Below are 26,246 nucleotides of genomic sequence, written 5' to 3'. Positions count from 1 at the left end.
AGCGGTATCTAACACCGCGAAAGATTTTTCCTCAAGAACCCGGCCTCATGTTCTGAAATGTCTATGTGTTGCGCAACCCCGCAATTCCCTTTCGTGAAATGCCCAGGCCGCGACATAAAATGAAAAAAGCCGCCGCAACCATGGGCTGCGACGGCGAAAATCATTGCGATACAATCAGTTGGACGCGGGTTTGTCCGCCGGTTCAACGGTGATTGCGGCATCGGGCGACGTGGCGTCGGTGGCCGGAACAGGCGTGACCGGGGTCGGCGTGGTCACGGCATCACGCGCCGATTCCATCGCATCCTCGGCGGCCCTGGCGGCATCTTTGGCGGCCTCGACCGCGGTATCGGCGGCCTCCTTGGCGGCCTCGGCGGTGGCATCGACCGCGTCACCAACGGCGGCGCCGGTGGCCTTGGCCGCATCTTCGGCGGTGGTTGCCGCCTTGTCGGCGGCCTTGTCAGCCGCCGCCGCAGCCTCGGCAGCCGATTTCTGCGCAGCGTCAGCCGCGGCACCTGCCTCTTGCGAGGCTTTGTCGGCGGCCTCGTCCACCGCATTTGCGGCGGCCTGCGCGGCGCTGTCGGCGGCACGGGCCGCATCATCGGCGGCCTTGTCGGCGGCATCGGCGGCCTGATCAGCGGCGGCCTCGGCCTCGGCGGCGGGGTCGGCGGGGGCTTCGCCTGCCGGGGCGGCCTCGGTCGGGATCTCGGTCGTGGTGGCGGGGGCCTCGGTGGTGACGGTGGTGGTGTCACCTTCGTTCACGACCACATCGTCGCTGGCCATGTAACGCTGAAGCACGAAATAGGCCAAAGCCAGCGCCAGCAGCACACCGATGATCAGCGGCAGCGGCGAGGCGCGCTTTTCCACCGGCTCGACATAGGTTTCATTGACCTGCGGCGCCGGATCGACGGGACGGTTGGGGTCTTCGGTCTGCGACCGGCGCGGGTCGTTGGGGTCGTAATGGGCCATCGGGCACCTCCTCGTTTCGTCTTGCGGCGCGGGCGGCGGGCGGGCGAAGATCACGACATGGCGATCCCCGGACCTTCGGCTTGCGACCCGGCTGTCCTGCGCCTAACACACGGGAAAGGCACAAGTTCCCCCCCGCCGTCAAAGTTTTCACGAAAACAGGAGGTCACCGTGACCGATCCCCGCCCGACATTCCTGCTGTCCGATTACCGCCCCTGGCCCTTCACGCTGACGAAAACCCGGCTGGAGTTCACCCTTGACCCGCATAATACCATCGTCCGGTCCCGGCTGGACCTGACCCCCACCGGCGAAACCGATCTGGTGCTGGACGGTGTCGGGCTGACCACCCGCGCCCTGTCGATCGACGGCACTCCCATCGCGGATGCCCATGTCACCCGGACCAGCGACCGCCTGACCATTGCCCGCGCCGCCCTGCCCGATGGTCCCTTTACCTTTGAAGCCACAGTCAGCATCGACCCCGCCGCCAATACCACGAACGAGGGGCTGTATATGTCGGGCGGCATCTATTGCACCCAGTGCGAGGCCGAGGGCTTTCGCCACATCACCTGGTATCCCGACCGTCCCGACGTGATGGCCCCGTTCGAGGTCACCATCCATGCCGACCTGCCGGTGCTGCTGTCGAATGGCAATTCCATGGACCGTCAGGCCGACAGCGCCATCTGGCACGACCCGTGGCCCAAACCGGCCTATCTGTTCGCGCTGGTGGCCGGGCATCTGACCGCGATCCCGGATCAGTTCACCACCCGGTCGGGGCGCAAGGTGGCGCTGAATGTCTGGGTGCGGCCCGGCGATCAGGACCGCGCCGGCTTCGCCATGGACAGCCTGAAAAAGTCGATGATCTGGGACGAACAGGTTTACGGGCGCGAATATGATCTGGACAATTTCAACATCGTCGCCGTCGATGATTTCAACATGGGGGCGATGGAAAACAAGGGGTTGAACATCTTCAACTCGAAACTGGTGCTGGCCAGCCCGGAAACCGCGACCGATACCGATTACGAACGCATCGAGGGCGTGATCGCGCATGAATATTTCCACAACTGGACCGGCAACCGCATCACCTGCCGCGACTGGTTCCAGCTGTGCCTGAAAGAGGGTCTGACCGTGTTCCGCGACCAGTCCTTTACCAGCGACATGCGCGGCCGCGCGGTCAAGCGCATCGCTGACGTGATCGAGCTGCGCGCCCGTCAGTTCCGCGAGGATGCAGGCCCGCTGGCCCACCCCCCGCGCCCCGATCATTACAGCGAGATCAACAATTTCTATACCGCCACTGTTTACGAAAAAGGCGCCGAGGTGATCGGGATGCTGAAACGGCTGGTGGGCGATGACGGCTGGCGCGCGGCGCTGGACCTGTATTTCGACCGCCATGACGGGCAGGCCTGCACGATCGAGGACTGGCTGGCGGTGTTTCAGGATGCCACGGGCCGCGACCTGACCCAGTTCAGGCGCTGGTATACCGATGCCGGCACCCCGCGCCTGACCATGACCGAGGACTGGGACGCCGATGCGGGCCGCTTGGTGCTGACCTTTACCCAAAGCACCGCGCCGACACCGGGCCAAAGCGACAAGCCCGCCCGCGTCATCCCCATCGCCACCGGCCTGATCGGTCCCAATGGCGACGAGCTGGTGCCGACCACGGTGCTGGAAATGACCCAGGCCACGCAAAGCTTCCGGTTTGACGGGCTTGGCGCGCGGCCCGTGGTGTCGGTGCTGCGCGATTTTTCGGCCCCGGTGGTGCTGGACCGGGCCATGGATGCGCAGACCCGCGCCTTCCTGCTGGCCCATGACACCGACCCCTTCGCCCGGTGGGAGGCCGGGAACGCGCTGGCGCTGGATATTCTGGTGGCGCAGGCGCAGGGCCGCAGCGCCCCGCAAGACGTGCTGATCGCCGCGCTGGGGCCGCTGCTTGAGGGGGCGATGGACGACCCCGGCTTCGCCGCCCTGTGCCTGAGCCTGCCATCCGAGGACGGCATCGCCGCCGCCATCGCGCAGGCCGGTGCCACCCCCGACCCCGATGCCATCCACCGCGCGCGCGGTGATCTGGCGCGGGCCATTGCGCAGGCGCATCAGGACCGGCTGGCGGCGCTGTTCGACCAGTGCCGCATCGACGCCCCCTATGCCCCCGACCCCGCCGATGCCGCGCGCCGGTCGCTGCGGCTGGCGGCGCTGGGGCTGTTGTCGCGGCTGGATGGCGGCGCGCGGGCGCAGGCGCTGTATGACAGCGCCGGCAATATGACCGAACGTCTGGGGGCGCTGACCGCGCTGATCCGGCTTGGCAAGGCCGATGCCGCGCTGGCCGATTTCGACGCACGCTTCCACGACAACCGGCTGGTGATGGACAAGTTCTTCATGATCCAGCCCGCCGCCTGCCCGCCCGACCACGCCGCCCGCGTGACGCAGGCCCTGACGCAGCGCGACGACTGGGACTGGAAGAACGCCAACCGCTTTCGCGCGTTGCTGTCGGGGCTGGCGGCCAACCATGCCGGGTTCCACGCCGCTGACGGGTCGGGTTATGACCTGATGGCCGACTGGCTGATGCGGATGGACCCGGTCAACCCCCAGATCGCCGCCCGCATGTCCGGCGCGTTCGAGATCTGGCCGCGTTACGACAGCGCCCGCCGCGCCAGTGCCCGCGCGGCGCTGGACCGCATCAACGCCCTGCCCGGCCTCAGCCGCAATCTGGCGGAAATGGTGGGCCGGATGTTGTCGGCAGACTAAAGAAAAAGGGGCGGTCGAACCGCCCCTTTTCGTTCCGGCATCAGGCGCCGTAGGGCAGCCAGATATTCTTGACCTGCACCGCGCGGCGCAGCCATTCGGTGCCCTGCGCGCTGTCATCCTGCCAGTCGGGCATCTGACCGTAGCCCACGAAGGTGGGCTTGAGGTTGCCTGCTGCGGCGGCCTCGACCGCGGTGCTTTCGGCGGCGTCGCCAAAGGACCAGACCGCCGCCACCGCGTCATGCGCGGCCAGCACCTGCACCAGCGCGGCGCGGTCGCCGGTGACAAAATTGACCACCCCGCCCGGCACATCGGACGTATCCAGCACCTGATACAGCATCCCCGCGATCAGCGGGTGACGCGGCGAGGGCACGGCCACCACGCGGTTGCCCATCGCGATCAGCGGCAGCAGCATCGACACCAGCCCCAGCAGCGGCGCGCTGTCCGGGCAACCGATGCCGACCACGCCCCACGGTTCGTTCATCGCCACCGTCACCTGACGGCCATTGGTGGAATGCACCGCGCCGTCGAATTTATCGGCCTGCCCCGCATACCAGAAGATGCGGCGGATCGCGGCATCGAATTCGGCCTGTGCGGCCTTGTCCGACGCGCCGGTCTGGCGCAGGGCGGCGATAAAGTCATCGCGCCGGGCATCCAGATTTTCGGCCAGATAATACAGCACCTGCGCCCGGCTATGCGCGGTGGCTTTCGCCCATGCCCCGGCCCTGGCGGCGGCCTCGACCGCGTTGCGGATGTCCTTGCGGCTGCCGATCCCGGCCAGCCCGGTCACCGCGCCCTTTGCGTCGCGCACGGCATAGCTGGCGCCACCATCGGGCCGGGCCTGCTTGCCGCCGATATACATCTTCATCGTGCGGTCAATGCCCGGCAGCGACAGCGTGTCACCCGCCGTCGGCGCGGCACTGAAATCGACATCCGCGGCGGGGGCGGCAACGGTTTTGGCCGGATGCAACAGATATTCGAACATCCCCTCGCGGCCACCTTCGCGGCCAAAGCCGCTTTCCTTCATGCCGCCAAAGCCCGCCGCCGCGTCCATCTGGTTGGCGCAGTTGATCCAGACGATCCCGGCCTTGACCCCGGCCGCCAGATCCAGCGCGACACTGATATTTTCCGACCAGATCGAGGCCGCCAGCCCGTAATTCGACTGGTTCGCCAGCTCCAGCGCCTCGGACGGGGTGCGAAAGGTCATGGCGGCGGCGATGGGGCCGAAAATCTCGACCTGGGCCACGGTGCTGGCGGGTTCGGCATCGGTGAAAAAGCCCGGCGCGACAAAGAAGCCGTCAGCAGGCAGGTCACAGTCGCATTGATGCAGATCGGCCCCCTCGGCCCGGCCCTGTGCCAGCAATTCGGTAATGCGGGCGTGCTGTTCGGCGCTGACAATCGCACCCACATCGGTGGATTTGTCCAGCGGATCACCGACGCGCATTGTTGCCAGCCGGTCCTTCAGCTTGGCGTAAAAGCGCGGGGCGATGCCTTCCTGCACCAGCAGGCGCGACCCGGCACAGCAGACCTCGCCCTGATTGAACCAGATGGAATCGACGACGCCCTCGACGGCGGAATCCAGATCGGCATCCGCCATCACGATGAAGGGGGATTTGCCCCCCAGTTCCAGCGACAGCTTCTTGCCCGACCCGGCCAGCTGGCGGCGGATAATGCGCCCCACCTCGGTCGAGCCGGTAAAGGCCACCTTGTCCACATCCGGGTGCCCGCACAGCGCGGCCCCGGTTTCGCCGTCACCCTGAACGATATTGACCACCCCGTCGGGCAGGCCGATTTCGGCGCAGATTTCGGCAAAGGCGATGGCCGACAGCGGCGTCTGTTCCGCCGGTTTCAGCACCACCGTATTGCCCGCCGCCAGCGCCGGCGCGACCTTCCACGCCAGCATCAGCAGCGGGAAATTCCACGGGATCACCTGCGCGCAGACACCGGCGGGTTTCGCACCCGGAAACGCATCACCCAGCCCCGAGGCCCACCCGGCATGGTGATAGAAATGCCGCGCCACCAGCGGGATGTCGATATCGCGCGTTTCGCGGATCGGCTTGCCATTGTCGATGGTTTCCAGCACCGACAAAAAGCGTTCGCGTTTCTGCACATGGCGCGCAATGGCATACAGATACCGCGCCCGGTCATGCCCCGGCAGCGCCGCCCATCCGGCCTGTGCCGCGCGGGCGGCCCTGACGGCGGTGTCGACATCTTCGGCGCTGGCCTTGGCGACCTGCGCGATCTGCTGGCCGGTGGCGGGGTTGGTCACCGCGATGGGGGTGTCCGCCGCGTCGGTAAAGCGGCCATTGATGAAATGGCCGCGCGGCGCGGTGGCGATCCACGCCGTGACCGCATCGCTGGCCTCGGGGGATGGGCCGTATTCCATGGTGTCCAGAATATCCTTGATCGTGGTCATGACAGGCGTCCTTCAGGCAAGCGGCTGATGTGCCGCGGCCGCGTAACGGCCAGTGACGTGATGTTCCAGCTGACGCTCGATATCCCCCAGCAGAGAGCTGGCGCCAATGCGGAACAGGTCGTTATCCATATGCCGGCGGCCCAGTTCCTCGCGGATCAGGGACAGCCAGTTCATCGCGTCCTTGGCGGTGCGCAGCCCGCCCGCAGGTTTGAACCCGACGATCTGACCCGACAGGTCCTGATAATCGCGCAGCGCGCGGACCATGGTCAGGGTGACGGGCAGCGTGGCGTTCACGGCCTCTTTCCCGGTCGATGTCTTGATGAAATCCGCGCCCGCCTGCATCGCCACCATCGAGGCGCGATAGACATTGCCAAGCGTTCCCAGATCGCCGGTCGCCAGAATCGCCTTCATATGCGCATCGCCACAGGTTTCGCGCATGGCGGCGATTTCGTCATACAGCGCCTGCCAGTTGCCGGTCAGCACATGTTCGCGGGTGATCACGATGTCGATTTCCGCCGCGCCCTGTTCGACGGCATAGGTGATTTCCGCCAGCCGCAGCGGCAGCGGCGTCAGCGCGGCGGGAAAGCCCGTCGCGACCGAGGCCACCGGAATGCCCGACCCTTCCAGCGCCCTGACCGCGTGCCCAACCATTGTCGGGTAAACACAGACCGCACCGGTGGTCAGCCCCTCGACCCCCAGCGCCGCCATCAGGTCGGGGCGCAGCGGCTGGCGGGCCTTGGCGCACAGGCGGCGCACCCGGCCCGCCGTGTCATCGCCATTCAGCGTGGTCAGGTCGATACAGCGGATGGCATGGACCAGCCACGCCGCCTGCCACTGTTTCTTGACGCTGCGGCGGGCGCCGATGGTTGCGGCGCGGCGCTCGGTCGCGGATCGGTTGACATTGACCTGCGCAAACCAGTCCGGGGTCAGCGGCGTGCCGGTATTGCGGGGAAAATCATGCGGCATCGGGTTCAGCCCTCCAATCGGGCGCAGAAGGCGGCGAAGCCCTCGGCATCGGCATAGGATTTCTGGGTGCCGCGCCGGGTGATCGACAGCGCGGCATAGCGCGCGGCCTGACCGGCGGCGGCGGCGGCATCGGGGGTTTCGGCGTAATAGCGGGCAAAAGCGCCGATAAAGGCATCGCCCGCCCCGGTGGTGTCGACCGGGTCGACGGCGACCGGGGGAATGGTGATCACATCATCGGCGGTCACGATACGCGCCCCGCGCCCGCCAAGGGTAACAATGACATTGCGCACGCCCTTGGCGATCAGCGCGCGGGCGGCGGCAAGGGTTTCGGCCTCGGTTCCCGTTGGCATCCCTGACAACAGCGCCAGTTCGCTTTCATTGGGGACCAGAAACCCCAGATCCTTCAGCCGCGCCGCGTCCAGATCGGCGGCGGCGGGCGCGGGGTTCAGGATGGTGGTGATGCCGTGACGCGCGGCCAGTTCGATCGTGCGGTAAACCGTCTCGACCGGGATTTCCATCTGCATCAGGATCAGCCCGCATTCGGCCAGCACATCCCCGGCGGCATCGACCTGATCGGGGGTCAGGGTGGCATTCGCGCCCTTGATGATCAATATCGAATTCTCGCCCGAGGGTTCGACAAAGATCGGCGCCACGCCGCTGGGGGTGCCGGGCACCTTTTCGCACAGCCGGGTGTCGATGCCGTTATCGCGCAGGTTTTTCAGCGTGGCATCGCCAAACACGTCATCGCCCAGACGCGTCATCATCAGCACGTCACCGCCAAGCCGCGCGGCGGCGACCGCCTGATTGGCGCCCTTGCCGCCAAAGCCCATTTCAAAGCTGGGGGCCTCGATGGTTTCGCCGGGGGCGGGCATCCGGGTGATATAGGTGACAAGGTCATACATGTTCGAGCCGACAACACCGATTTTCATCCTGTTCATCCTTTCAGTCCGGCAATCATTGCCGCCAGTGCCGGCACATCCTGCGCGGTGACATAGCCCATGCGGGTGGTAAAGACGGCCTCGGCACCCGGTGCCAGCAGCTGCACATTGCCCTTGGCCTTTTCGGCGTTATACCCCTCTGGCTCGCAGGTTGCGGGCAGCGCGAAAGCCGCCACCTGCGCATCGCCGCCATTCAGCACCCAGCGCACCAGCCGGGGGAACTGAACCGGGGCATAGGACAGCACAAAGCCGTCCCCCTCGGGGCGCTCCAGCATCAGGTGGGTCTGGCCTTCGGCGTCCACAGCGGGGGCGTCGATGTAAAACACCTGCTCGGGGTCATACTGGTCAGGCTGGTCCAGCACCTGCATCGCCGCCGGGTCGCTGGCCAGCCGGTCGATCAGCGCCAGATAGGCGGGGTTGGGCGTCACATGCGCCGGAACCGCGCGGCGCACGCGGGTGCGGTCGGGGGTAAAGGGCGCGGGCTGGTGAATACGCCCGCCCGGCACAAAGGCGAAATTGACATGCGCCATATACATCAGGTCCATCGGCGCGGCGGACAGGTTTTCGACCGCCATACCCATGTCGACCACGGTATCGGCCGCGCCAAGGCGGACATGCGGGCGGGCCATGTAATGGGCGCCAAAGCCCATCACATATTCATATTCCCCGCACAGCGTCACCGCCGCGTCATCCAGGATCAGCGTCGCGGAATCCATCCGCGCGGTGGGCATTTCGCCATGCGCCGCGTGGTTGTCCTGCGGCCCCGGCACGCCATTGCGCAGCAGACCGGAATGAAACGCGAAACAGCCATAGGTCTGGGCAATTTCCGTAGCAGACAAGGGCTGACGAAAGGCATTGCCCATGCACAGATCGACCCCGTCAAATACCGCATCCCAGATCATCTGCCCCATGAAGGGCAGCACGGTGACGTAACCGCGCGGGGTCTGGATCACCAGCGCCTCGACACCGCTGGCATAGGAAAAGCCGTGCACCTCGGTTCCGCCTGCGCGCGCGATCAGGCGCGGGGTCGGCGGGAAGTGGTCGCGATGCAGGGGGATGGTCACGCTCATGTCAGTGGTCCTTGTTGCGCGCCGCATTCAGCGCGATCACGGCAATCAGGAAGCCCCCCCAGATAAAGTCGATCAGGTGGTTCGACACCCGCATCATCTGGAACCCCGAGGACAGGAACATCAGCGCCGTCAGCGCAATCGCCACGCCGGGCACATTGCCCTTGCCGCCCGCCGGGTTGGTGCCCGCCAGCACCGCGATCAGCACCGCCTGCAACAGATAGGACTGGCCGTAATCGGATTTCGCCGCATTGGTGCGCCCCGACAGGATGATCCCCGCCAGCGCCGCCAGCCCCCCGGTCAGCATATAGGACCAACAGATCATCCGCGCCTTGCGCAGCCCCGCGAACACCGCCGCCTTGGGGTTTGACCCGATCAGCATCAGGTTGACGCCAAAGGCCGTGCGCGACAGCAGCAGGGACACGCCCACGCAAACCAAAACGAACAGGATGAAGGGAAAGGCGATCCCCGCCAGCTTGCCATTGCCGATCCAGTTCCACGCCGCCGGAAAGCCGACAATGGCCGGCCCGCCCGTCAGCACCAGTGCCAGCCCGGTAAAGACCTGCCCCGACCCCAGCGTCGCCAGAATCGGGGTGATGCGCAGCCACGCGATCAGCAGCCCGTTCAGCAGCCCCGCCAACAGCCCGACCCCCAGCGCCACGGCCACGCCAAGCGCGGTTTCAGCGCCGCTGACCCCGCCATCGGCGGCCAGCCGCTGGAACAGGATGCCCGCCGTGATACCGGCCAGATTGGCGATCCCCACCACCGACAGGTCGATGCCCCCGGTCAGCATCGCCACCATCATGGCAATGGACAGAATACCCAGTTCCGGCATCGAAAAGCTGATCGATTCGAAATTGTAATAATTCAGGAAGCGCGGGTTCATCGCCGCCATCAGCGCAAAAACGATGATGGTGATGGCGATCAGTTGCAGATTGCTGTCGCGGCCAAGCAGTTTCTGGAAATTCTTCATCGCCGCCCCCTTCAGAACATCGCCTTGCGGTCCCGCAGCGCGGTGATCGCAGTGGCCAGAATAATGATGCCGCCGACGACGACGCGCTGCCATGTGGTGTCGATCCCCATCAGGATCAGCGAATTCTTGATCATCACCAGCATGAACACCCCCAAAAGCGTGCCCATCACCGACCCTTTGCCGCCAAAGATCGAGGCCCCGCCCAGAACCACCGCCGCGATCACGTCCAGCTCCAGCCCGACGAAATCGCGCGGGTTGGCCAGCCAGATCATCGAGGCGTGCAGCAGCCCCGCAAACCCCGCCAGCGCCCCCGCCGTGCAATAGACGAAAAACACCGTCTTGCGGGTGTCAAAGCCCACGCGCTTGGCCGCCTCGGGCGCGGCACCGTAGGCATAGACGGAGCGCCCGATCATCGTGCGCCGCAGCGCCAGATGGATCAGCAGCGCCAGCACCAGATAGACCAGCACCATCGCCGTCAGGCCAAAGCTGGCACCCTGCGCATTCTGCATGGTGACGATATCGGTCTTGCCGAATTCGATCAGATCCTTGGGCATCTTGTTGATATTGACGATGCTGGTGCCGACCAGCCCCAGCACCAGACCGCGCACAATGGACCCGGTCCCCAGCGTCACGATCAGCGGGATCATCTTAAGCCGGTAAATGATCGCGGCGTTGAACGCCCCCAGCGCCAGCCCGATCAGCGTCGCCGCCGCGAAGGGCAGCACCACCCCGTCATACCCCAGGCTGACCATGCCGCGCACGGTCAGATACATCGCCGCCACCGCAAAGGCGGTGAACGACACGTCGATCCCGCCCGAGATCATTACCAAAAGCACCCCCAGCGCCATGATCCCGATCACCACATTCGCGCGCATCAGGCTGAACAGGTTATCCAGCGACCAGAAGGCCGGGTTGATCAGCCCGATCACGACCATGGCCGCAATCAGGACGCAGGCAATCGCGAATTCCGTGCTGCGCAAAATAGCCATGTCGTCAGTCCAGTCGTTTCAGGCGATCATTGATCGCGTCTTCGGTCAGTGTCGCGCCCTGCATCTGGTCCACCAGCCGCCCGCGATGCATCACCAGCACGCGGTTACAGTTATGCACCAGCTCGGGGACGTCATCGGACAGCATCAGCACCGCCAGCCCCTGTTCGCGCGCCAGATCGTGAATAATGCGGTGGATCTGTTCCTTGGACCCCACATCCACGCCCACGGTCGGGCCGTTCAGGATCAGCACCCGCGCGCCTGTCATCAGCCAGCGCCCGATCACCACGCGCTGCTGGTTGCCCCCCGACAGGTTCGAGACCGGAAAGTCCAGCCCCGGTGCCTTGACCTGCATCGCCTCGAACATGGCCTGCGTCTGTTCGCGCGCGGCACGGCGGTTCAGGAACGGCCCGCGGCAGAACCGCCCGATGGCGGCGGCGATGGAATTGCGCAGAATGGATTGCGGCAGAAACAGCCCCTCGGACAGCCGGTCCTCGGGGACATAGGCGATGCCGCCCGCGATGGCCTGCTGAACGCTGCGCGGGTTCAGGTCACGGCCATCGACGCGGACAGTGCCGCTGGCCGGTTTCATCCCGAACAGCGCCAGCGCCAGTTCGGTGCGCCCCGACCCGATCAGCCCGGACAGGCCCACCACCTCGCCGGCGCGCAGCGACAGGCTGACATCCGCAACCTCGCCGGGGACGGTCAGGTTGCTGACCTCCAGCCGGGGCGGGTTGGCGGGGTCGTCGGGCTGCCACTGGTAATGCACAGCGGTGATGTCGCGGCCGGTCATGGCGCGGGTAATGGAGGGTTCGTCGAAATCCGCAATCGGCCCCTCGGCAACCTTGGCGCCATTGCGAAACACCGTCAGCCGTTCCGAGATTTCCAGCATCTCGCGCATCTTGTGGCTGACAAACAGGATGGCGATGCCCTGTGCCTGCAATTCGCGCACGATGCGGAACAGGCCGTCGACCTCGTGCCGGGTCAGGGCGGTTGTGGGTTCGTCCATGATCAGCAGCCGGGCATCGGCCATCACGGCGCGGGCAATGGCCACGATCTGCTTGCCCGAGGTCGGCAGCGTATCGACCAGCCGGTCAAGGTCCAGCGTCACGTTCAGCCGGTCCAGCGCCGCCTGTGCCAGCCCCCGCGCCTGACCCCAGTCCATCAGCCTGCGCCCGTCGCGCAGATAGGTGTTCAGCACCAGGTTTTCCGCCACGGTCAGGTTCCCGAACAGCGAAAAATCCTGATAGATCACCTGAATGCCATGGCGCACCGACTGCACCGGGGTCAGCCGCCCGACGGACCGGCCGTCAATCAGCACCTGCCCCTGATCGGGCTGATACACCCCCGACATGACCTTGATGATGGTCGACTTGCCGGACCCGTTCTCGCCGGCCAGACAGTGAATTTCGCCGGCGCCGATGGTCATGGACACCGCGTCCAGCGCCACCACGCCGCCAAAGCGCTTGGTGATATTGCGAAGCTCGATCAGGGGCTTGTCTGGCATATCTCGATTCCGGTTAAAGACAGACGGGCCGGGTGGAATACCCCCGGCCCGCAAAGGATCAAAAGTCGTATTGATCCATGTTTTCAGCGGTCACACCGACCCAGCCCGCGCCATACAGCACATTGGGCCGCGCCGCATCCGGGACCGCCAGCGCCTCATAGCCCTTCAGCCCCAGATCCAGACCTTCCGCGATCTGGTCGCCCTTCTTTTCCAGCGCCGCAACAGCCAGCATATTCATGGCATAGCCCGCCACCGCCGGGTCCCAGAACTGGATATAGCCGACATCACCATTGGCCAGATATTCCCCCGCGACCGAGGGCAGCCCGGTTCCGGCGAAATGCAGCTTGCCTTTCAGCCCGCTTTCCGCGATCAGACGCCCCGCCCCGGCCGAGGTCGGCATCGGGCCGCCGACAATGCCCGCAATGTCGGGATGCGCGGTCATCGCCTCTTTCAGCTTGGTGTAATCGGTATTGGCGTCGTCATAGGTTTCCAGACGCTCGACCGCCTGTTCCATCTCGGGGAAATGTTCCTTCTGATAGGCCACCGCCCCGTCGATCCATTCCATCTGCGATTTCGAGGTCAGGCTGCCGACCGTGGCGACATATTTGCCCTTGCCGCCCATCTGCTGGCCCAGTTCCTTCATCAGGTTGGCGCCGTAAGCGAGGTTGTCAAACGCCTCGATGTCGAAATCGACATTCTGGATGTTCGATGCCTCATGCGCGATGACGACGATGCCACGATCGCGCGCCTTTTTCAGCACCGGCTCAAGCGCCTCGACCGAAAACGGCACCACGCAGATGGCGTCGACGCCCTGCGCGATCAGGTTTTCAATCATCTGCACCTGTGCTGCGGCATCGGCCTGCGACGGGCCGACCATATAGGTGTCATGGCCGGTATCGTCCTTGAACTGATCCACGCCGTCGCGCATCCGGTCGAACCAGGCAATGCCGTCGACCTTGACCACGGTGGCGATGGTATATTTGTGATCGTCGCTGGTTTCGATCAGCCCGGCATTCAGGCCGGACGTGTCGACCACGCCCCCCGCCAGCGCCGGCACGACCGAGATAAACAGCGCCGTCATGGCGCCGGTCAGTTTCCGTTTCATGGTGTGTAACCCCCCTGCTGTGATGCTGCATTGCAGTAATGTTTGAATTGCAACATTATCTGACTGCTTGCCGCATCCGCAGGCCGGCTGTCAAGCGCCGGGGGACCAGTCCGGTGCCGGCTTGTCGGAAAAGACAGCCCCAATCTGCTGGGGTGCGGCGAAATGCGCCGGGCGGGTCTTGCCGAATTTCGAGCTGTCAATGACCAGCGCCTTGATCGCGGCGCGTTCGATCGCGGTCTGTTTGATCGCGACCTCTTCGAAATGCGAACAACTGGCCCCGGTTTCGCGGTCCCAGCCACCCGCCGACAAAAACGCCCGGTCCAGTCGATAGCGGCGCAGCATCCGCAGGCTGGATTCGCTGTAAAAGGAATCGTTATTGCGGTGATAGGTGCCCCCCAGCATCACCATATCCAGCCCGCGACGGGCCAGAATGCCGGCCACGTTCAGCGAATAGCACAGCACCGTCAGCCCCTGACCGGCAGGCAGCGCCGCCGCCAGATGCGGGGTGGTGGTGCCGCAATCGACAAACACCACCTCGCCCGGCCGGACCGAGGCTGCCGCCGCGCGACAGGCGGCGATCTTGGCCTCGGTATGGTGCAGCTTTTCGCGTTCAAACACATAATCGCCCCGGCTCAGGCGCTGATCGACCAGATAGCCGCCCAGACAGGTAAACGGGGTGGCGCTGTCCTCGGCATCGCGGCGCAGGGTCATTTCCGACACATCCAGCAGCCGCGCCGCGTCACGCAGCCGCACCCGGCCCTGCGGCTGCATCAGCGCGGCAAGCTGGTCGATGCGTTCCTGACGGCGGCTGGGTCTGGTCATGGCGGTGTCTCGGCTGCTGTGGTCACATATTTGCGGGCGACGCGTATTTCAGGCAATATTCTTACCCGGACAAAAGAAGCAAGCGGTTAGGGTTTCATTTCCCTTTTTCATGCTAAGAACGCGGAAGGGAAAATTGCGGATCGGTTATGGGTTTCATGCGACGGGCTGCGGCGGGACTGGTGGTGACCGCGCTGGCCATCATGTTTCTGGCGCTGGCGGCGGCGCAGCTGTGGCAGGCACTGTCGCCTGACCCGGCGGCACGCGCCGGTCGCCCGCGCGCCGAACAGGTCTATACCGCGCCGCTGGTGACGCTGACCGGCGGCACGGTGACCCCGGTCATTCAGGTCTTTGGCGCGGTTCAGGCGCGGCGGCGGCTGGAATTGCGGGCCGGGACGGCTGGCCGCATCGTGTTTCTGGACCCTGCCCTGCACGAAGGCGGCAGCGTCAGCGCCGGACAGGTGCTGATCGGCATCGACCCGTCGGCGGCACAGGCCGAACATGACAACCAGCAGGCCATGACCGAAAACGCACAGGCGGCGCTGGACGATGCCCGCCGCCGTGTCGGCATTGCCCGCGACGACCTTGACGCGGCGCAGGCGCAGGCCGGTCTGCGCGCCGCGGCGGTCGCCCGGCAGGCGCGGCTGGCCGAACGCGGGCTTGGCACCAAGGCCGAACGCGAGGCGGTGGAACTGGCGGCCTCGGCGGCGGCGCAGGCGGTGCTGACCCGGCGCGCGGCGCTGGCTGATGCCGAATCGGCGGTCACGGCGGCGCAAAACGCGCTGCGCCGCAGCACCATTGCCCTGGCCGAGGCCGCCCGCGTGCTGGATCAGACCCGCATCAGCGCCCGCTTTGCCGGTCGCGTCACCAATGTCACCGCGGTCGAGGGCGGGCTGGCCAGCGTCAACGAAAAGCTGGCCGAAATCATCGACCCGCAATCGCTCGAGGTGGCGCTGCCGCTGTCGGTGGCGCAATTCTCGCGGCTGGTGGCCGCAACCGGCAGCCTGCCCGACGCGGCGCTGATGGTGACGCTGCGCAATGCCGGCACCGATATCGTGGCGCAGGCGCGGCTGGACCGCACCGCCGCCAGCGTCGCGGATGGCAGCGCCGGACGGCAGGTTTTTGCCGCGATCACCCAGGGCGGCGCGGCACTGCGCCCCGGCGATTTCGTCAGCGTCGCCATTCCCGAACCGTCGCTGCAACAGGCGGCGGAACTGCCTGCGGGCGCGCTGGGGGGCGATGGCACGGTGCTGGTCGCGGATGATCAGGGGCGGCTGTCGGCGGTGGCGGTGCAGGTGTTGCGCCGACAGGCCGACACGGTGATTATCGCCGTGCCGGCGACGCTGGCGGGGGCGCAGGTGGTGGCCAGCCGCGCGCCCTATCTGGGCGCGGGCATCCGCATTCGCCCGGCACGGGACAGCAGGCCCGAACCCGCCCCCGAACCCACCCCACGGACCGCGCCCGGCGATGCCCCCGCCCCGACGGCCCCGGCGCAACCCGACAGCGGTGCGGCGCGTGCCGATGGCTGACACCCCCATCCCCCGGCCAGACGCCGCGCCCGGTGCGCTGACCCGCCCGGTGCCAAACCCGGCGTCACCCCCAACAGCCGATGCCACGCCCGGCGATCAGGATCGCGGGCTGCTGGCGCTGTTCGTGCGCCATGCCACGCTGGCCAATCTGGTGCTGGCGGTGATGGTGGTGGCCGGGCTTTACGCCGCCCCGCGCCTGCGGGCACAGTTCTTTCCCGACAGCGTGATCGAGGCGATCAACGTCAGCGTCCGCTGGGACGGCGCCGGGGCCGAGGATGTCGACAGCGCCATTGTCGCGGTGCTGGAACCAGCGCTGATGGCGGTCGAGGGCGTGGCCCGCACCGAAAGCCGCGCCACCGAAGGCAGCGCCCGGATCGAGATGGAATTTGAACCCGGCTGGGACATGTCACGCGCCCTGTCGGAAACCGAAACCGCCATCGCCGCCGCCAGCGACCTGCCCGACGCCGCCGAGCGCCCCGATATCAGCCGCGCGGCATGGCGTGACGGCGTGGCCGATATCGTGGTCACCGGGCCGGTCGGTCTGGACCAGCTGGCGCGGCTGTCCGACGACCTGCTGCACCGGCTGTATGCGCGCGGCATTACCCGCGCCACCATTCAGGGCATCGCCGCCCCCGAGGTCGAGGTCAGCCTGCGCAGCGAAAGCCTGATCCGCCATGACCTGACCCTGTCCCAGATCGCCGCCGCCATTGCGCCTGCGGTCTCGGGTCAGCCGGCGGGCGATGTGGCCACCGGCGCCGCGCGCATCCGCACCGGCAGTCAGGCCCGCGACCCGGCGGCGGTGGCGGCGCTGGTGCTGCGCGCCGGGGCCGATGGCAGCAAGCTGACCGTGGGCGATGTGGCCGATATCACCGCCCATGGTCCGGGCCATGCGCGCGCCTATTTCCACGACAACGATCCGGCGGTGCTGATCCGGGTTCAGCGATCGGCGGCGGGGGACGCCATCGCGATTCAGAACCGGGTCGAGGCCCTGCTGCACGACATCCGCCCCACCCTGCCGCAGGGGGTGCATCTGGACCTGATCCGCACCCGCGCCGATATGATCGCGGACCGGCTGGGGCTGTTGCTGGACAATGCCCTGCTGGGGCTGGGGCTGGTTGTGGTGCTGCTGTTCCTGTTTTTGAACGCACGAACGGCGCTGTGGGTGGCGGCGGGCATTCCGGCCTCGATGCTGGCGGCGCTGGCCTTCATGTATCTGTCCGGGGTGACGCTGAACATGATGTCGATGTTCGCGCTGATCCTGTGTCTGGGGATCATCGTCGATGATGCCATCGTGGTCGGGGAACATGCCGATTTCCGCGCCCGCCATCTGGCCGAGCCACCCCGTCAGGCCGCCACCCGCGCGGTGCGGCGCATGGCGGCGCCGGTGGTGTCCTCGACCCTGACCACGGTGATCGCCTTTGCCGGGCTGGTGGCCATCGGCGGCACCATGGGACGGATGATTCAGGATGTGCCCAAGACGGTGATCGCGGTGCTGATGGCCTCGCTGGTGGAATGTTTTCTGGTGCTGCCCAATCACATGGCGCACGCGCTTGGCCGCCTTGGCCAGCCGCGCTGGTATGACCGCCCGTCAATGGCGGTCAATCGCGGGCTTGGCTGGCTGGTGGCGCGGGTGGTGCGGCCACTGGCGGGCTGGACCATCCGGCTGCGCTATGCGGTGCTGGCGATAATGCTGGCGGGGCTGACATGGGCGGGGGCGGCGATCGTTTCCGGGACGGTGCCGTGGCGGTTTTTCGACGCCCCGGAAAGCGGCACGATCACCGGCAATTTCCTGATGGCGCCGGGGGCGACGCGGGATGACACGATGGCGGTGATGGCTGCACTTCAGCACAGCGTGGCGCAGGTCGCCGCGCGCTATGCGCAGCGCGATGGCCGCGATCCGCTGACCTATGTACTGGCCGAAACCGGCGGTCATGCCGGCCGCCCCCTGCCCGGTGCCGAAACCCGCGATGCCGACCTGCTGGGTTCGGTCACGGTCGAACTGATCGACCCCGATCTGCGGTCATGGTCCAGCTTCCAGTTCATCGCTGACCTGCAACAGGCCGCGCCGCAGCACCCGCTGCTGGAAACCATCAGCTTTCGCGGCTTTCGCGCCGGTCCGGCGGGGGATGCGATCTCGGTCATGCTGACGGGGGCGGATGCCGCCGGGCTGAAACACGCCGCCGAGGACCTGAAGGCGCGGCTGGCCCGCTTCCCCGAGGTTTCCGCGCTTGAGGACAGCATGGCCTATGACAAGCCCGAGCTTGAGCTGGTGCTGTCACCGCAGGGCCGGGCGCTGGGGTTCACCACGGCGGGGCTGGCGGCGGATCTGCGCGCGCAGCTGGCCGGGATCGAGGCCGCCACCTGGCCCGAGGGCACCCGCAGCGCCAGCATCCGCGTCACGCTGGACCCGCGCGACCGCGCTGGCGATTTTCTGGACCGGATGCGGGTGCGGTCCGAACGCGGCGAATGGGTGGCGCTGGGTGATGTGGTGCAGTTGCGCGAACGCAGCGGCTTTTCCACCATCCGCCGCCAGAACGGCCAGCGCCAGATCACCGTGACCGGCGATATTTTTGGCGACGACCCGGCCCGCGCGGCCCTGATCCAGCGCCAGATCGGCCAGACCATCCTGCCCGAACTGGCCGCCGCGCATGGGGTCGACACGGTGCAGACCGGGCTGAAGGAACAGGAACGCGATTTTCGCGGTCAGGCCATGGCCGGGTTCGCGCTGGCGCTGACCGGGATCTATCTGGTGCTGTGCTGGATCTTTGCCAGCTGGACCCGGCCGCTGGTGGTGATGTCGGTGATCCCCTTCGGCCTGATCGGCGCGGTCTGGGGGCATCACCTGTGGGGAATCGCGCTGTCGATGTTTTCGGTTGTGGGGCTGATCGGCATGTCGGGGATCATCATCAACGATTCCATCGTGCTGATTTCGACCATTGACGACCACGCCCGCGACCGCGCCCTGCGCCCGGCGATCATTGCGGCGGTGGGCGACCGTTTTCGCGCCGTGCTGCTGACCACGGCCACCACGGTTCTGGGTCTGGCGCCGCTGCTGTATGAACGTTCCAGTCAGGCGCTGTTTCTGAAATCCACGGTGGTTTCGCTGTGCTATGGGCTGGGGTTCGGGCTGGTGATCGTGCTGCTGGTGGTGCCGGCGACGCTGATGATCGGGGCCGATCTGGGCCGCGCCCGCGCCGCGTTGCGGCGTGGCTGGTCTGCCCGCGCCACCCGCGCGCCGCTGCGATGGGCGGCGGCGGGCATCGGGCTGGCCGGTCTGGTGCTGGCCGCGCCTTTTATCGCAGCGCCGCTGGGGGGCGTGCCGGGCTGGTGGCCGCTGACCGGCGCCATCACCACCCGCGCGGGGGCGGCAATGGCGGCCTATGCGGTGCTGGCGGGCCTGACCGGCGCGGGGCTGCTGGTCTGGGCCGCCCGCGCCCGCAGACCCGGTCAATCCCGCCGCCCCGGTTAATGCGGCAGCGCCGCCAGATCAGCCGCGATCGCGGCCAGTGCGGCATCGCTGATCAGCCCGCCGGATAGCGGCGCGACCGCCGCCAGCGTCATCTGCCGCGCCAACCCGATCTGGGGATGGGCGCCAATGCCCGGCAGGTGCTTTTCCAGCACCGCGCGGCTGGCGGGATCGTCCAGCAGGTCACCGATAGGCGCGGCGATCCCGGCTGCGGGTTTCGCGGCGGCGTCCGGGTCCGGGGCCGCCTGTCGCGCCGCTTGTGGCGACGGCTTTGCTGTCGGTGCGGCGGCCTGTTCACCCGCGCCTGTCAGCGCATCCAGCGACCCCAGCGCCGCCAGATCGTCGAAATCGCCCGGACGCTTTTCCCGCCATGCGGTGATGGCGCGGGCCATCTCGGACGGGTCGAAGACCGCGCTTTGCATCAGCGCCATCTGTGCCAGCGCCTCGGGGGTGGGGTGGTCGCGGGCGAAATTCAGCGCCTGCTTGCAGCCCGACACCGCCATAGGTGACTGATCCGCGATCTGACGCGCCAGCCCCTGCGCGTGGTCCAGCAGCGCCGCCGGGTCGGGCAGCACCGCGTTGACCAGCCCCAGCGCCAGCGCCCGGTCGGCACTCAGGCGTTCGGCGGTATAGGCCATCTGCCGCGCCATCCCTGCCGGGATCAGCTTTTGCAGCCGTTGCAGCACCCCCAGATCCGCGGTCATGCCGATCTGTGTTTCCTGCACGGCAAAGAACGCATCCTGCGTGCAGATGCGGATGTCACAGGCGGTCGCCAGATCCAGCGCCCCGCCGATGCAGCCGCCCTGCACGGCACAGATCACCGGGAAACGCGCCTGATCCAGCGCCTCGAAACAGGCGATCAGCTGCATCACACCGTGGCGAAACGCCTGCCGGGCGCGCGGGGTGTCGGTGCCCATCAGCCCCGACAGACCGGCAAAAACATCCAGCGCCATCCCGGCCGAGAAATGCCGCCCGGTCGAGCTGATGATCAGCGCCCGCACCGCGCCCCCGGCATCCAGTTCGCGCACCGCATCGCGCAGATCGGTGAAAAAGCGCGGCGCCATGGTGTTCAGCGCCTCGGGCCGGTTCAGAACCAGATGCGCAACACCGGCAGTCCGGGTCAGGTCGAAATAGATGCTCATGCACAGTCCCCCGTTCGCAAAATGGGCCGCATCAGCGACACCGCGTATTGCGCCCATTGGTGATAGGCGCGGCGGTTCGGATGAAACCCGTCGCGCGCAATGACATCGGCGTGAAAGCCGATCTCGGGGCTGATCAGGTGGCGGCGTGGATCAGCCGCCACCTGTTGCATCAGCCCGGTGTTGAAATGCCGCGCGCGCTGGCCCAGAACCGCGCGCAGCGGTTGCGGCAGCGCGGTCATCACCCCCATCGGCGGCACGGCGGTGACCAGAATATGGCGGATGCCAAAGCGGTCGGCCAACAGGTCGGCAAGGTCCTGCTGTGCCCGCAAAAACGCCGCGCGCCCGACGCCACCGGTCACATCATTGACCCCCAGCGACAAAAGCGCCACGTCAAAGCGGTCATCCCCAAGCCCGCGCAATTGCGCGATCAGGTCACGGCTGCGCCAGCCGCGCTGTGCCAGCAGCCGCCAGTCCAGACGGCATATCGGTGCCATCAGCGCCGCGATCTGGCCCGACAGCGCCTGTGACTGGTGATCGACCCCGACCCCGGCCGCGGCGGAATCGCCCGCGATCAACAGCCGCAGCCGCCGCCCCTGCCCGACGCTGCCGCTGCGCGCACCGGGCGGTTCGGGCAGCACGGGGGTTTTGATCCGCGTCCACAGCCCCTGCCCCAGCAGCACCGGCGACAGCCCCAACAGCGCCGCGCGATGCCCCATCGCGGTCAGGCGCAACCCGGACGGCCCACCGGGGACCGCGCTGGGGATCGCGCCGGGGACCGCACCGCCGCGCAAGCGCCGCTGCGGGGCGGGGCGGGGCGGGTCCGGGGCGTGGTTCGGGGTCTGGACGGCGGTCTGGACGGCGGTCTGGTCGGGGGCGGGCGGCAGGGTGGCGGTCATGTTGCGGGGCCTTTCCTTACGGCAATAGGTCAGGACCGGTCGCCCGGTCAGATCTGGCTGGCCAGCACCGTCCCCTGATGGATGGCGCGCTTGGCATCCAGTTCCGCCGCCACATCGGCCCCGCCGATCAGATGCGGCTGACGGCCCTGCGCGACCAGCGCGTCATACAGACCACGTTCCGGGTCCTGCCCGGCGCAGATGACCACGTGATCGACCGGCAGGATGCTGTCCTGTTCGCCAATGGTGACATGCAGCCCGGCATCGTCGATGCGCCGATAGGTCACACCCGGCACCATTTTCACGCCACGGGCCTTCAGCTCGGCCCGGTGAATCCAGCCTGTGGTCTTGCCCAGGCCCTTGCCCGGCTTCGAGGTTTTGCGCTGCAACAGCCAGATCTGGCGCGGCGAGGCATGGGGCGCGGGCGCGGTCAGCCCGCCGCGATGGGCATATTCGGTATCGACCCCCCACTGGTCATAGAACTTCTGCGGCGCGACCGCGCCGCTGGGGCCGCTTTGGCTAAGGTATTCCGCCGTGTCGAACCCGATCCCGCCAGCGCCGATAATGGCCACCCGCTGCCCCACCGCAACCTCGTCGCGCAGCACATCCAGATAGCCAAGAACCTTGGGGTGGTCGATGCCCTCGATCGCGGGCAGGCGCGGGGCAATGCCAGTGGCCAGAACGATTTCGTCAAACCCGTCCAGATCGTCGGCGCCCACCCGCGTGTTCAGCCGCAGATCGACCCCGGCACGCGGCAGCAGATGGTCGAAATAGCGCAGGGTCTCGTGAAACTCCTCTTTACCGGGAATTTTCTTGGCCACGTTGAACTGACCGCCGATCCGGGGGGCCGCGTCAAACAGCACCACCTGATGCCCGCGCTGCGCGGCGGTGCTGGCAAAAGCCAGACCCGCCGGACCGGCACCGACCACGGCAATGCGTTTGGGGGCATCGGTGGGCGTGATGACGATTTCGGTTTCGTGGCAGGCACGCGGGTTCACCAGACAAGAGGTGATCTTCATCTGGAAGGTGTGGTCCAGACAGGCCTGATTGCAGGCGATGCAGGTGTTGATCGTCTCGGGCCGGCCCGCCGCGGCCTTGGCGACGATCTGCGGATCGGCCAGGAAGGGCCGCGCCATCGACACCAGATCGCAGGCGCCATCGGCCAGCAGCCCCTCGGCCACGTCGGGCATGTTGATGCGGTTGGTGGCCACCAGCGGAATACCGACCTTGCCCATCAGCCGCTTGGTCACCCATGCGAAAGCCGCGCGCGGCACGCTGGTGGCGATGGTGGGGATGCGGGCCTCGTGCCAGCCGATGCCGGTATTGATGATGGTGGCGCCGGCGGCCTCGATCGCGCGGGCCAGTTCGACCACCTCGTCAAAGGTCGATCCTTCCTCGACCAGATCCAGCATCGACAGGCGATAGATGATGATGAAATCCGGGCCAACCGCCTCGCGGACGCGGCGCACGATCTCGACCGGGAAGCGGATGCGGTTGGCATAGCTGCCGCCCCAGTCATCGTCGCGATGATTGGTGCGCGCGGCGATGAATTCGTTGATCAGATAACCTTCCGACCCCATGATTTCGACCCCGTCATAGCCGGCCTGACGGGCCAGCCCGGCGCAGTTGACGAAATCAGCAATGGTCTGTTCGACCTCGGCGCTGGTCAGTTCGTTGGGCATGAACGGGTTGATCGGCGCCTGAAGGGCCGAAGGTGCCACCAGTTGCGGCTGATAGGAATAGCGCCCGAAATGCAGGATCTGCATGGCGATCTTGCCGCCTTCGGCATGGACGGCATCGGTCACGACACGGTGCTGCGCGGCCTCGGCCGGGGTGGTCAGCATGGCGCCGATCATCGCCGGGCGGCCGCGTTCATTGGGCGCGATGCCGCCGGTCACGATCAGGCCCACGCCGCCGCGCGCGCGTTCGGCGTAAAACGCCGCCATGCGGTCAAAGCCGTTTTCGACCTCTTCCAGCCCGACATGCATCGAACCCATGATGACGCGGTTCTTCAGGGTGGTAAAGCCAAGGTCCAGCGGGGCGGTCATCAGCGGATAATGGGTCATGGTCTTGGTGCCTCTGTCAGGCTCCTGTGGCCGATCCAAGCACGGGCGCGACAGTTGTGCAACCGGTTGCATAGCAGCCCGCCCCGTTGGCAACGCAAGGTCACATCGCTAGGGTGGCGGCCATGACGCTGCCCTATGCCATCCTGACATCGCTGCTGGAACGCCCGGCCACCGGGTCGCAACTGGCGTCCCGGTTCGACCGTTCGATCGGGCATTTCTGGACCGCCACCCACCAGCAGATCTATCGCGAACTGGCGCGGCTTGAAGGGGACGGCCTGATCGAACCGGAACCGGGGTCGCGCGCGCGGGCGCAACCGCGTCTATCGGGTGCGCGATGCCGGGCGCGCGGCGCTGCGCGACTGGGTGGCCCGGCCCGACCCGGCCCCGGCCCTGCGCGACAGCCTGATGGTGCGCCTGCGCGCCGAGGCCGTCGCCGGACCCACCGCGCTGGATGCCCAGATCAGCGCCCGCCTGACCCAGCACCGCGCCAAGCTGGCGCAATATCGCGACATTGCCGCGCAGGATTTCCCCAACCCGCCACAGGACCGGGCGGGGGCAATTTACCGGCTGATTCTGGATGCGGGCATTCGCCACGAAAGCCACTGGATCGAGATTCTGGAACAGGCGCTGGCGGTGCTGGACGCCGACATGGCCCCCGGCAATGCCCGCCCCAGCAATGCCCCGCACGGGGGAAAGGCCGATACCCCGCCTGACATGACCCCGCCCGATCCTGCCGGCTGACCCCTCAGCGCCCGACCCTGCCACACCTGCCGCCGCGCCCCGCCAGACACCGTCCCGGCGCTGAATTGTGGCTGAGGCTGAGGCAGGCCCAACCCAGCCCGCCCCTGAGAGCCGCCCAACAATCAATCGCTCACATGGCAACCCCCGCCCCTGACACTCAGGGACGGGGGCATTACTGGTCCGTCGCAACCTCGCCGGACGGTCAGGCCAGCAGGTCCAGCACCGCCTGCGCCGCCGCCTGTGACGAAGCCGGGTTCTGGCCGGTCACCAACAGCCCGTCACGCTGGACAAAACTGGCCCAGTCATCGCCACGGGCATAGCTGCCGCCCTGTTCGGTCAGCATATCCTGAACCAGGAAGGGCACGATGTCGGTCAGGCCGACGGCCTGTTCCTCGGTGTTGGAAAAGCCGGTGACGTGGCGCCCGGCAACCAGCGGCTTGCCATCGGGACCGGTGGTATGGCGAAACACCGCCGGGGCGTGACAAACCGCGCCGACGGGGCGGTTGCTGGCGGCGAATGCCTCGATCAGGCGGCGGCTGTCGGCATCTTCGGCCAGATCCCACAGCGGGCCGTGGCCACCGGGATAGAAGATCGCGTCAAACCCATCCGCCGACACATCGGCCAGCGGCACCGTGCTGGCCAGCGCCTGTTGCGCCTGCGCATCGCCCTTGAAGCGTTCGGTGGCCGGGGTCTGGGCATCGGGCACATCGCTGGCCGGGTCCAGCGGCGGCTGACCGCCCCTGGGCGAGGCCAGCGTCACCTGCGCGCCCGCGTCAAGAAAGACGTAATAGGGCGCGGCAAATTCTTCCAGCCAGAAACCGGTCTTGCGCCCGGTCTCGCCCAGACGCTCGTGCGAGGTCAGAACCATCAGGATTTTCATGCGTTTTCCCCTTGTTTCGCGGCAACGCGGATCACCCGCTTGCCAAAGTTTTCCCCGCGCAGCAGGCCGATAAACGCCTCGGGCGCGTTTTCCAGCCCGTCGATCACCTCTTCACGGTATTTCACCTGCCCGCTTTCGACCCAGCCGGTCATCTGGCGCGCAAATTCGGGATACAGATCACCGAAATCGTCAAAGATGATAAAGCCCTGCATGGTGATCTTTTTGCGCAGCATCTGGCCCATCAGCCAGTTCATCCGGTCCGGCCCCTCGGGCAGGCTGGTGGCGTTATATTGCGACACCAGACCGCACAGCGGAATGCGCGCATTGGGGTTCAGCAGCGGCAGCACCGCGTCAAACACCTTGCCGCCGACATTTTCGAAATACACGTCGATGCCATCGGGCGCGGCGGCGGCCAGTTGGGCCTCGAAATCGGGGGATTTGTGGTCGATACAGGCGTCAAAGCCCAGTTCATCCACGGCATAGGCGCATTTTTCCGCCCCGCCCGCGATGCCGACCACGCGACAGCCCAACAGCTTGCCGATCTGGCCCACGGTGGCGCCGACCGGGCCGGTCGCAGCGGCAACGGCGATGGTTTCGCCCGGCTTGGGCCGGCCGATCCGGGTCAGCCCGGCCCAGGCGGTAAAGCCCGGCATCCCCAGCACCCCCAGCGCCCAGGACGGATGCGCCAGCTGGCCCAGTTTCTGAACGCCGGTGCCGTCCGACAGCGCGTAATCCTGCCAGCCGTTAAAGGACAGCACGGTATCGCCGGGGGCAAAGCCGTCAAGGTTGGACTGAACCACCTCGGCCACGGTGCCGCCGACCATGGGGTCGCCGATCCCGACCGGGGCCGCGTAAGAGGCCGCGTCCGACATCCGCCCGCGCATGTAAGGGTCCAGCGACAGATACAGTGTGCGCAACAGCATCTGCCCCGGCCCCGGCTGGGGAACCGGCGACTGTTCCAGCCGCAGCGTGGCGGCGGTGGGTTCGCCCCTGGGGCGTTCGGCCAGCACCAGCTGGCGGTTGATGGTTTCGGTCTGGGTCATGGTGTTTCCT

The 26,246-nt window shown here is 66.9% G+C and carries 19 protein-coding genes; 4 read left to right on the top strand and 15 right to left on the bottom strand.

Going from position 1 to position 26,246, the window contains the following annotated elements; genetic code table 11:
• Positions 1 to 174 precede the first annotated feature (174 nt).
• The gene (locus ACFXP9_RS02340; protein WP_397205618.1) at positions 175 to 966 is read right to left on the bottom strand and encodes a hypothetical protein; all 792 of its coding nucleotides are present in this window, start codon (positions 964 to 966) and stop codon (positions 175 to 177) included.
• Positions 967 to 1,134: 168 nt separating this feature from the next.
• Here ACFXP9_RS02340 and pepN point away from each other — a divergent pair, with 168 nt between their 5' ends.
• On the top strand, positions 1,135 to 3,702 hold the full coding sequence (pepN, locus tag ACFXP9_RS02335; protein WP_397205620.1) for an aminopeptidase N: 2,568 nt from the start codon (positions 1,135 to 1,137) through the stop codon (positions 3,700 to 3,702).
• Between the two features lie 40 nt (positions 3,703 to 3,742).
• On the opposite strand, the gene ACFXP9_RS02330 is transcribed toward pepN, so the two are convergent.
• The 9 genes from ACFXP9_RS02330 to ACFXP9_RS02290 form a co-directional block, all read right to left on the bottom strand.
• Positions 3,743 to 6,115, bottom strand: a complete 2,373-nt coding sequence (locus ACFXP9_RS02330; protein WP_397205622.1) for an aldehyde dehydrogenase family protein — start codon at positions 6,113 to 6,115, stop codon at positions 3,743 to 3,745.
• A 12-nt stretch (positions 6,116 to 6,127) separates the two neighbouring features.
• On the bottom strand, positions 6,128 to 7,081 hold the full coding sequence (deoC, locus tag ACFXP9_RS02325) for a deoxyribose-phosphate aldolase (RefSeq protein ID WP_397205624.1): 954 nt from the start codon (positions 7,079 to 7,081) through the stop codon (positions 6,128 to 6,130).
• 5 nt (positions 7,082 to 7,086) lie between these two features.
• Positions 7,087 to 8,010 carry a ribokinase gene (rbsK, locus tag ACFXP9_RS02320; protein WP_397205625.1) on the bottom strand — a complete coding sequence of 308 codons (924 nt, stop codon included), beginning with the start codon at positions 8,008 to 8,010 and terminating at the stop codon, positions 7,087 to 7,089.
• Positions 8,011 to 8,015: 5 nt separating this feature from the next.
• Positions 8,016 to 9,089 (bottom strand): aldose 1-epimerase family protein, encoded by a 1,074-nt coding sequence (locus ACFXP9_RS02315; RefSeq protein WP_397205627.1) that lies wholly within the window; start codon positions 9,087 to 9,089, stop codon positions 8,016 to 8,018.
• A gap of 1 nt (position 9,090) precedes the next feature.
• A complete protein-coding gene (locus tag ACFXP9_RS02310; protein WP_397205629.1) occupies positions 9,091 to 10,059 on the bottom strand; it encodes an ABC transporter permease in 969 nt (322 codons plus the stop codon).
• Positions 10,060 to 10,070: 11 nt separating this feature from the next.
• Complete coding sequence (locus tag ACFXP9_RS02305; protein WP_397205631.1) at positions 10,071 to 11,048, bottom strand: ABC transporter permease; 978 nt, start codon at positions 11,046 to 11,048, stop codon at positions 10,071 to 10,073.
• A 4-nt stretch (positions 11,049 to 11,052) separates the two neighbouring features.
• Entirely contained in the window at positions 11,053 to 12,552 is a 1,500-nt protein-coding gene (locus ACFXP9_RS02300; RefSeq protein ID WP_397205633.1) for a sugar ABC transporter ATP-binding protein, read from the bottom strand.
• Positions 12,553 to 12,610: 58 nt separating this feature from the next.
• On the bottom strand, positions 12,611 to 13,657 hold the full coding sequence (locus ACFXP9_RS02295) for an autoinducer 2 ABC transporter substrate-binding protein (RefSeq protein WP_397205635.1): 1,047 nt from the start codon (positions 13,655 to 13,657) through the stop codon (positions 12,611 to 12,613).
• Between the two features lie 90 nt (positions 13,658 to 13,747).
• Entirely contained in the window at positions 13,748 to 14,479 is a 732-nt protein-coding gene (locus tag ACFXP9_RS02290; protein ID WP_397205636.1) for a DeoR/GlpR family DNA-binding transcription regulator, read from the bottom strand.
• Between the two features lie 146 nt (positions 14,480 to 14,625).
• Here ACFXP9_RS02290 and ACFXP9_RS02285 point away from each other — a divergent pair, with 146 nt between their 5' ends.
• Both ACFXP9_RS02285 and ACFXP9_RS02280 read left to right on the top strand, forming a co-directional pair.
• On the top strand, positions 14,626 to 16,005 hold the full coding sequence (locus ACFXP9_RS02285) for an efflux RND transporter periplasmic adaptor subunit (protein WP_397205638.1): 1,380 nt from the start codon (positions 14,626 to 14,628) through the stop codon (positions 16,003 to 16,005).
• Positions 15,998 to 19,474, top strand: coding sequence for an efflux RND transporter permease subunit (locus tag ACFXP9_RS02280; protein ID WP_397205640.1), 3,477 nt, complete (start codon positions 15,998 to 16,000; stop codon positions 19,472 to 19,474). The genes ACFXP9_RS02285 and ACFXP9_RS02280 overlap by 8 nt, the downstream gene beginning before the upstream one ends.
• On the opposite strand, the gene ACFXP9_RS02275 is transcribed toward ACFXP9_RS02280, so the two are convergent.
• The 3 genes from ACFXP9_RS02275 to ACFXP9_RS02265 are packed head-to-tail and all read right to left on the bottom strand — an operon-like array spanning position 19,471 to position 23,572.
• Positions 19,471 to 20,613 carry an enoyl-CoA hydratase-related protein gene (locus tag ACFXP9_RS02275; protein WP_397205642.1) on the bottom strand — a complete coding sequence of 381 codons (1,143 nt, stop codon included), beginning with the start codon at positions 20,611 to 20,613 and terminating at the stop codon, positions 19,471 to 19,473. The two genes, ACFXP9_RS02280 and ACFXP9_RS02275, sit on opposite strands and share 4 nt — an antisense overlap.
• Positions 20,610 to 21,509 (bottom strand): SGNH/GDSL hydrolase family protein, encoded by a 900-nt coding sequence (locus ACFXP9_RS02270; protein WP_397209953.1) that lies wholly within the window; start codon positions 21,507 to 21,509, stop codon positions 20,610 to 20,612. The genes ACFXP9_RS02275 and ACFXP9_RS02270 overlap by 4 nt, the downstream gene beginning before the upstream one ends.
• 47 nt (positions 21,510 to 21,556) lie before the next feature.
• Complete coding sequence (locus tag ACFXP9_RS02265; protein ID WP_397205648.1) at positions 21,557 to 23,572, bottom strand: oxidoreductase; 2,016 nt, start codon at positions 23,570 to 23,572, stop codon at positions 21,557 to 21,559.
• A gap of 327 nt (positions 23,573 to 23,899) precedes the next feature.
• On the opposite strand from ACFXP9_RS02265, the gene ACFXP9_RS02260 reads away from it, so the two are divergent.
• Positions 23,900 to 24,313 carry a hypothetical protein gene (locus ACFXP9_RS02260; RefSeq protein ID WP_397209951.1) on the top strand — a complete coding sequence of 138 codons (414 nt, stop codon included), beginning with the start codon at positions 23,900 to 23,902 and terminating at the stop codon, positions 24,311 to 24,313.
• A gap of 202 nt (positions 24,314 to 24,515) precedes the next feature.
• On the opposite strand, the gene ACFXP9_RS02255 is transcribed toward ACFXP9_RS02260, so the two are convergent.
• Positions 24,516 to 25,193 (bottom strand): type 1 glutamine amidotransferase domain-containing protein, encoded by a 678-nt coding sequence (locus tag ACFXP9_RS02255; protein WP_397205652.1) that lies wholly within the window; start codon positions 25,191 to 25,193, stop codon positions 24,516 to 24,518.
• The gene (locus ACFXP9_RS02250; RefSeq protein WP_397205654.1) at positions 25,190 to 26,236 is read right to left on the bottom strand and encodes an NADP-dependent oxidoreductase; all 1,047 of its coding nucleotides are present in this window, start codon (positions 26,234 to 26,236) and stop codon (positions 25,190 to 25,192) included. Before ACFXP9_RS02250 ends, ACFXP9_RS02255 begins: the two co-directional genes overlap by 4 nt.
• Between the last annotated feature and the right edge of the window lie 10 nt (positions 26,237 to 26,246).

The sequence above is a fragment of the Paracoccus jiaweipingae genome (assembly GCF_044335505.1).
Taxonomy (GTDB): Bacteria; Pseudomonadota; Alphaproteobacteria; order Rhodobacterales; family Rhodobacteraceae; genus Paracoccus.
This window is presented reverse-complemented; position numbering and strand designations above follow the sequence as displayed.

What these genes read in the sequence shown, in the direction of transcription:
- ACFXP9_RS02340 (WP_397205618.1), bottom strand. Translation starts at nt 966, where the DNA reads ATGGCCCATTACGACCCCAACGACCCGCGCCGGTCGCAGACCGAAGAC.
- ACFXP9_RS02330 (WP_397205622.1), bottom strand. Translation starts at nt 6,115, where the DNA reads ATGACCACGATCAAGGATATTCTGGACACCATGGAATACGGCCCATCC.
- deoC (WP_397205624.1), bottom strand. Translation starts at nt 7,081, where the DNA reads ATGCCGCATGATTTTCCCCGCAATACCGGCACGCCGCTGACCCCGGAC.
- rbsK (WP_397205625.1), bottom strand. Translation starts at nt 8,010, where the DNA reads ATGAAAATCGGTGTTGTCGGCTCGAACATGTATGACCTTGTCACCTAT.
- ACFXP9_RS02315 (WP_397205627.1), bottom strand. Translation starts at nt 9,089, where the DNA reads ATGAGCGTGACCATCCCCCTGCATCGCGACCACTTCCCGCCGACCCCG.
- ACFXP9_RS02310 (WP_397205629.1), bottom strand. Translation starts at nt 10,059, where the DNA reads ATGAAGAATTTCCAGAAACTGCTTGGCCGCGACAGCAATCTGCAACTG.
- ACFXP9_RS02305 (WP_397205631.1), bottom strand. Translation starts at nt 11,048, where the DNA reads ATGGCTATTTTGCGCAGCACGGAATTCGCGATTGCCTGCGTCCTGATT.
- ACFXP9_RS02300 (WP_397205633.1), bottom strand. Translation starts at nt 12,552, where the DNA reads ATGCCAGACAAGCCCCTGATCGAGCTTCGCAATATCACCAAGCGCTTT.
- ACFXP9_RS02295 (WP_397205635.1), bottom strand. Translation starts at nt 13,657, where the DNA reads ATGAAACGGAAACTGACCGGCGCCATGACGGCGCTGTTTATCTCGGTC.
- ACFXP9_RS02290 (WP_397205636.1), bottom strand. Translation starts at nt 14,479, where the DNA reads ATGACCAGACCCAGCCGCCGTCAGGAACGCATCGACCAGCTTGCCGCG.
- ACFXP9_RS02285 (WP_397205638.1), top strand. Translation starts at nt 14,626, where the DNA reads ATGGGTTTCATGCGACGGGCTGCGGCGGGACTGGTGGTGACCGCGCTG.
- ACFXP9_RS02280 (WP_397205640.1), top strand. Translation starts at nt 15,998, where the DNA reads ATGGCTGACACCCCCATCCCCCGGCCAGACGCCGCGCCCGGTGCGCTG.
- ACFXP9_RS02275 (WP_397205642.1), bottom strand. Translation starts at nt 20,613, where the DNA reads ATGAGCATCTATTTCGACCTGACCCGGACTGCCGGTGTTGCGCATCTG.
- ACFXP9_RS02270 (WP_397209953.1), bottom strand. Translation starts at nt 21,509, where the DNA reads ATGACCGCCACCCTGCCGCCCGCCCCCGACCAGACCGCCGTCCAGACC.
- ACFXP9_RS02265 (WP_397205648.1), bottom strand. Translation starts at nt 23,572, where the DNA reads ATGACCCATTATCCGCTGATGACCGCCCCGCTGGACCTTGGCTTTACC.
- ACFXP9_RS02255 (WP_397205652.1), bottom strand. Translation starts at nt 25,193, where the DNA reads ATGAAAATCCTGATGGTTCTGACCTCGCACGAGCGTCTGGGCGAGACC.
- ACFXP9_RS02250 (WP_397205654.1), bottom strand. Translation starts at nt 26,236, where the DNA reads ATGACCCAGACCGAAACCATCAACCGCCAGCTGGTGCTGGCCGAACGC.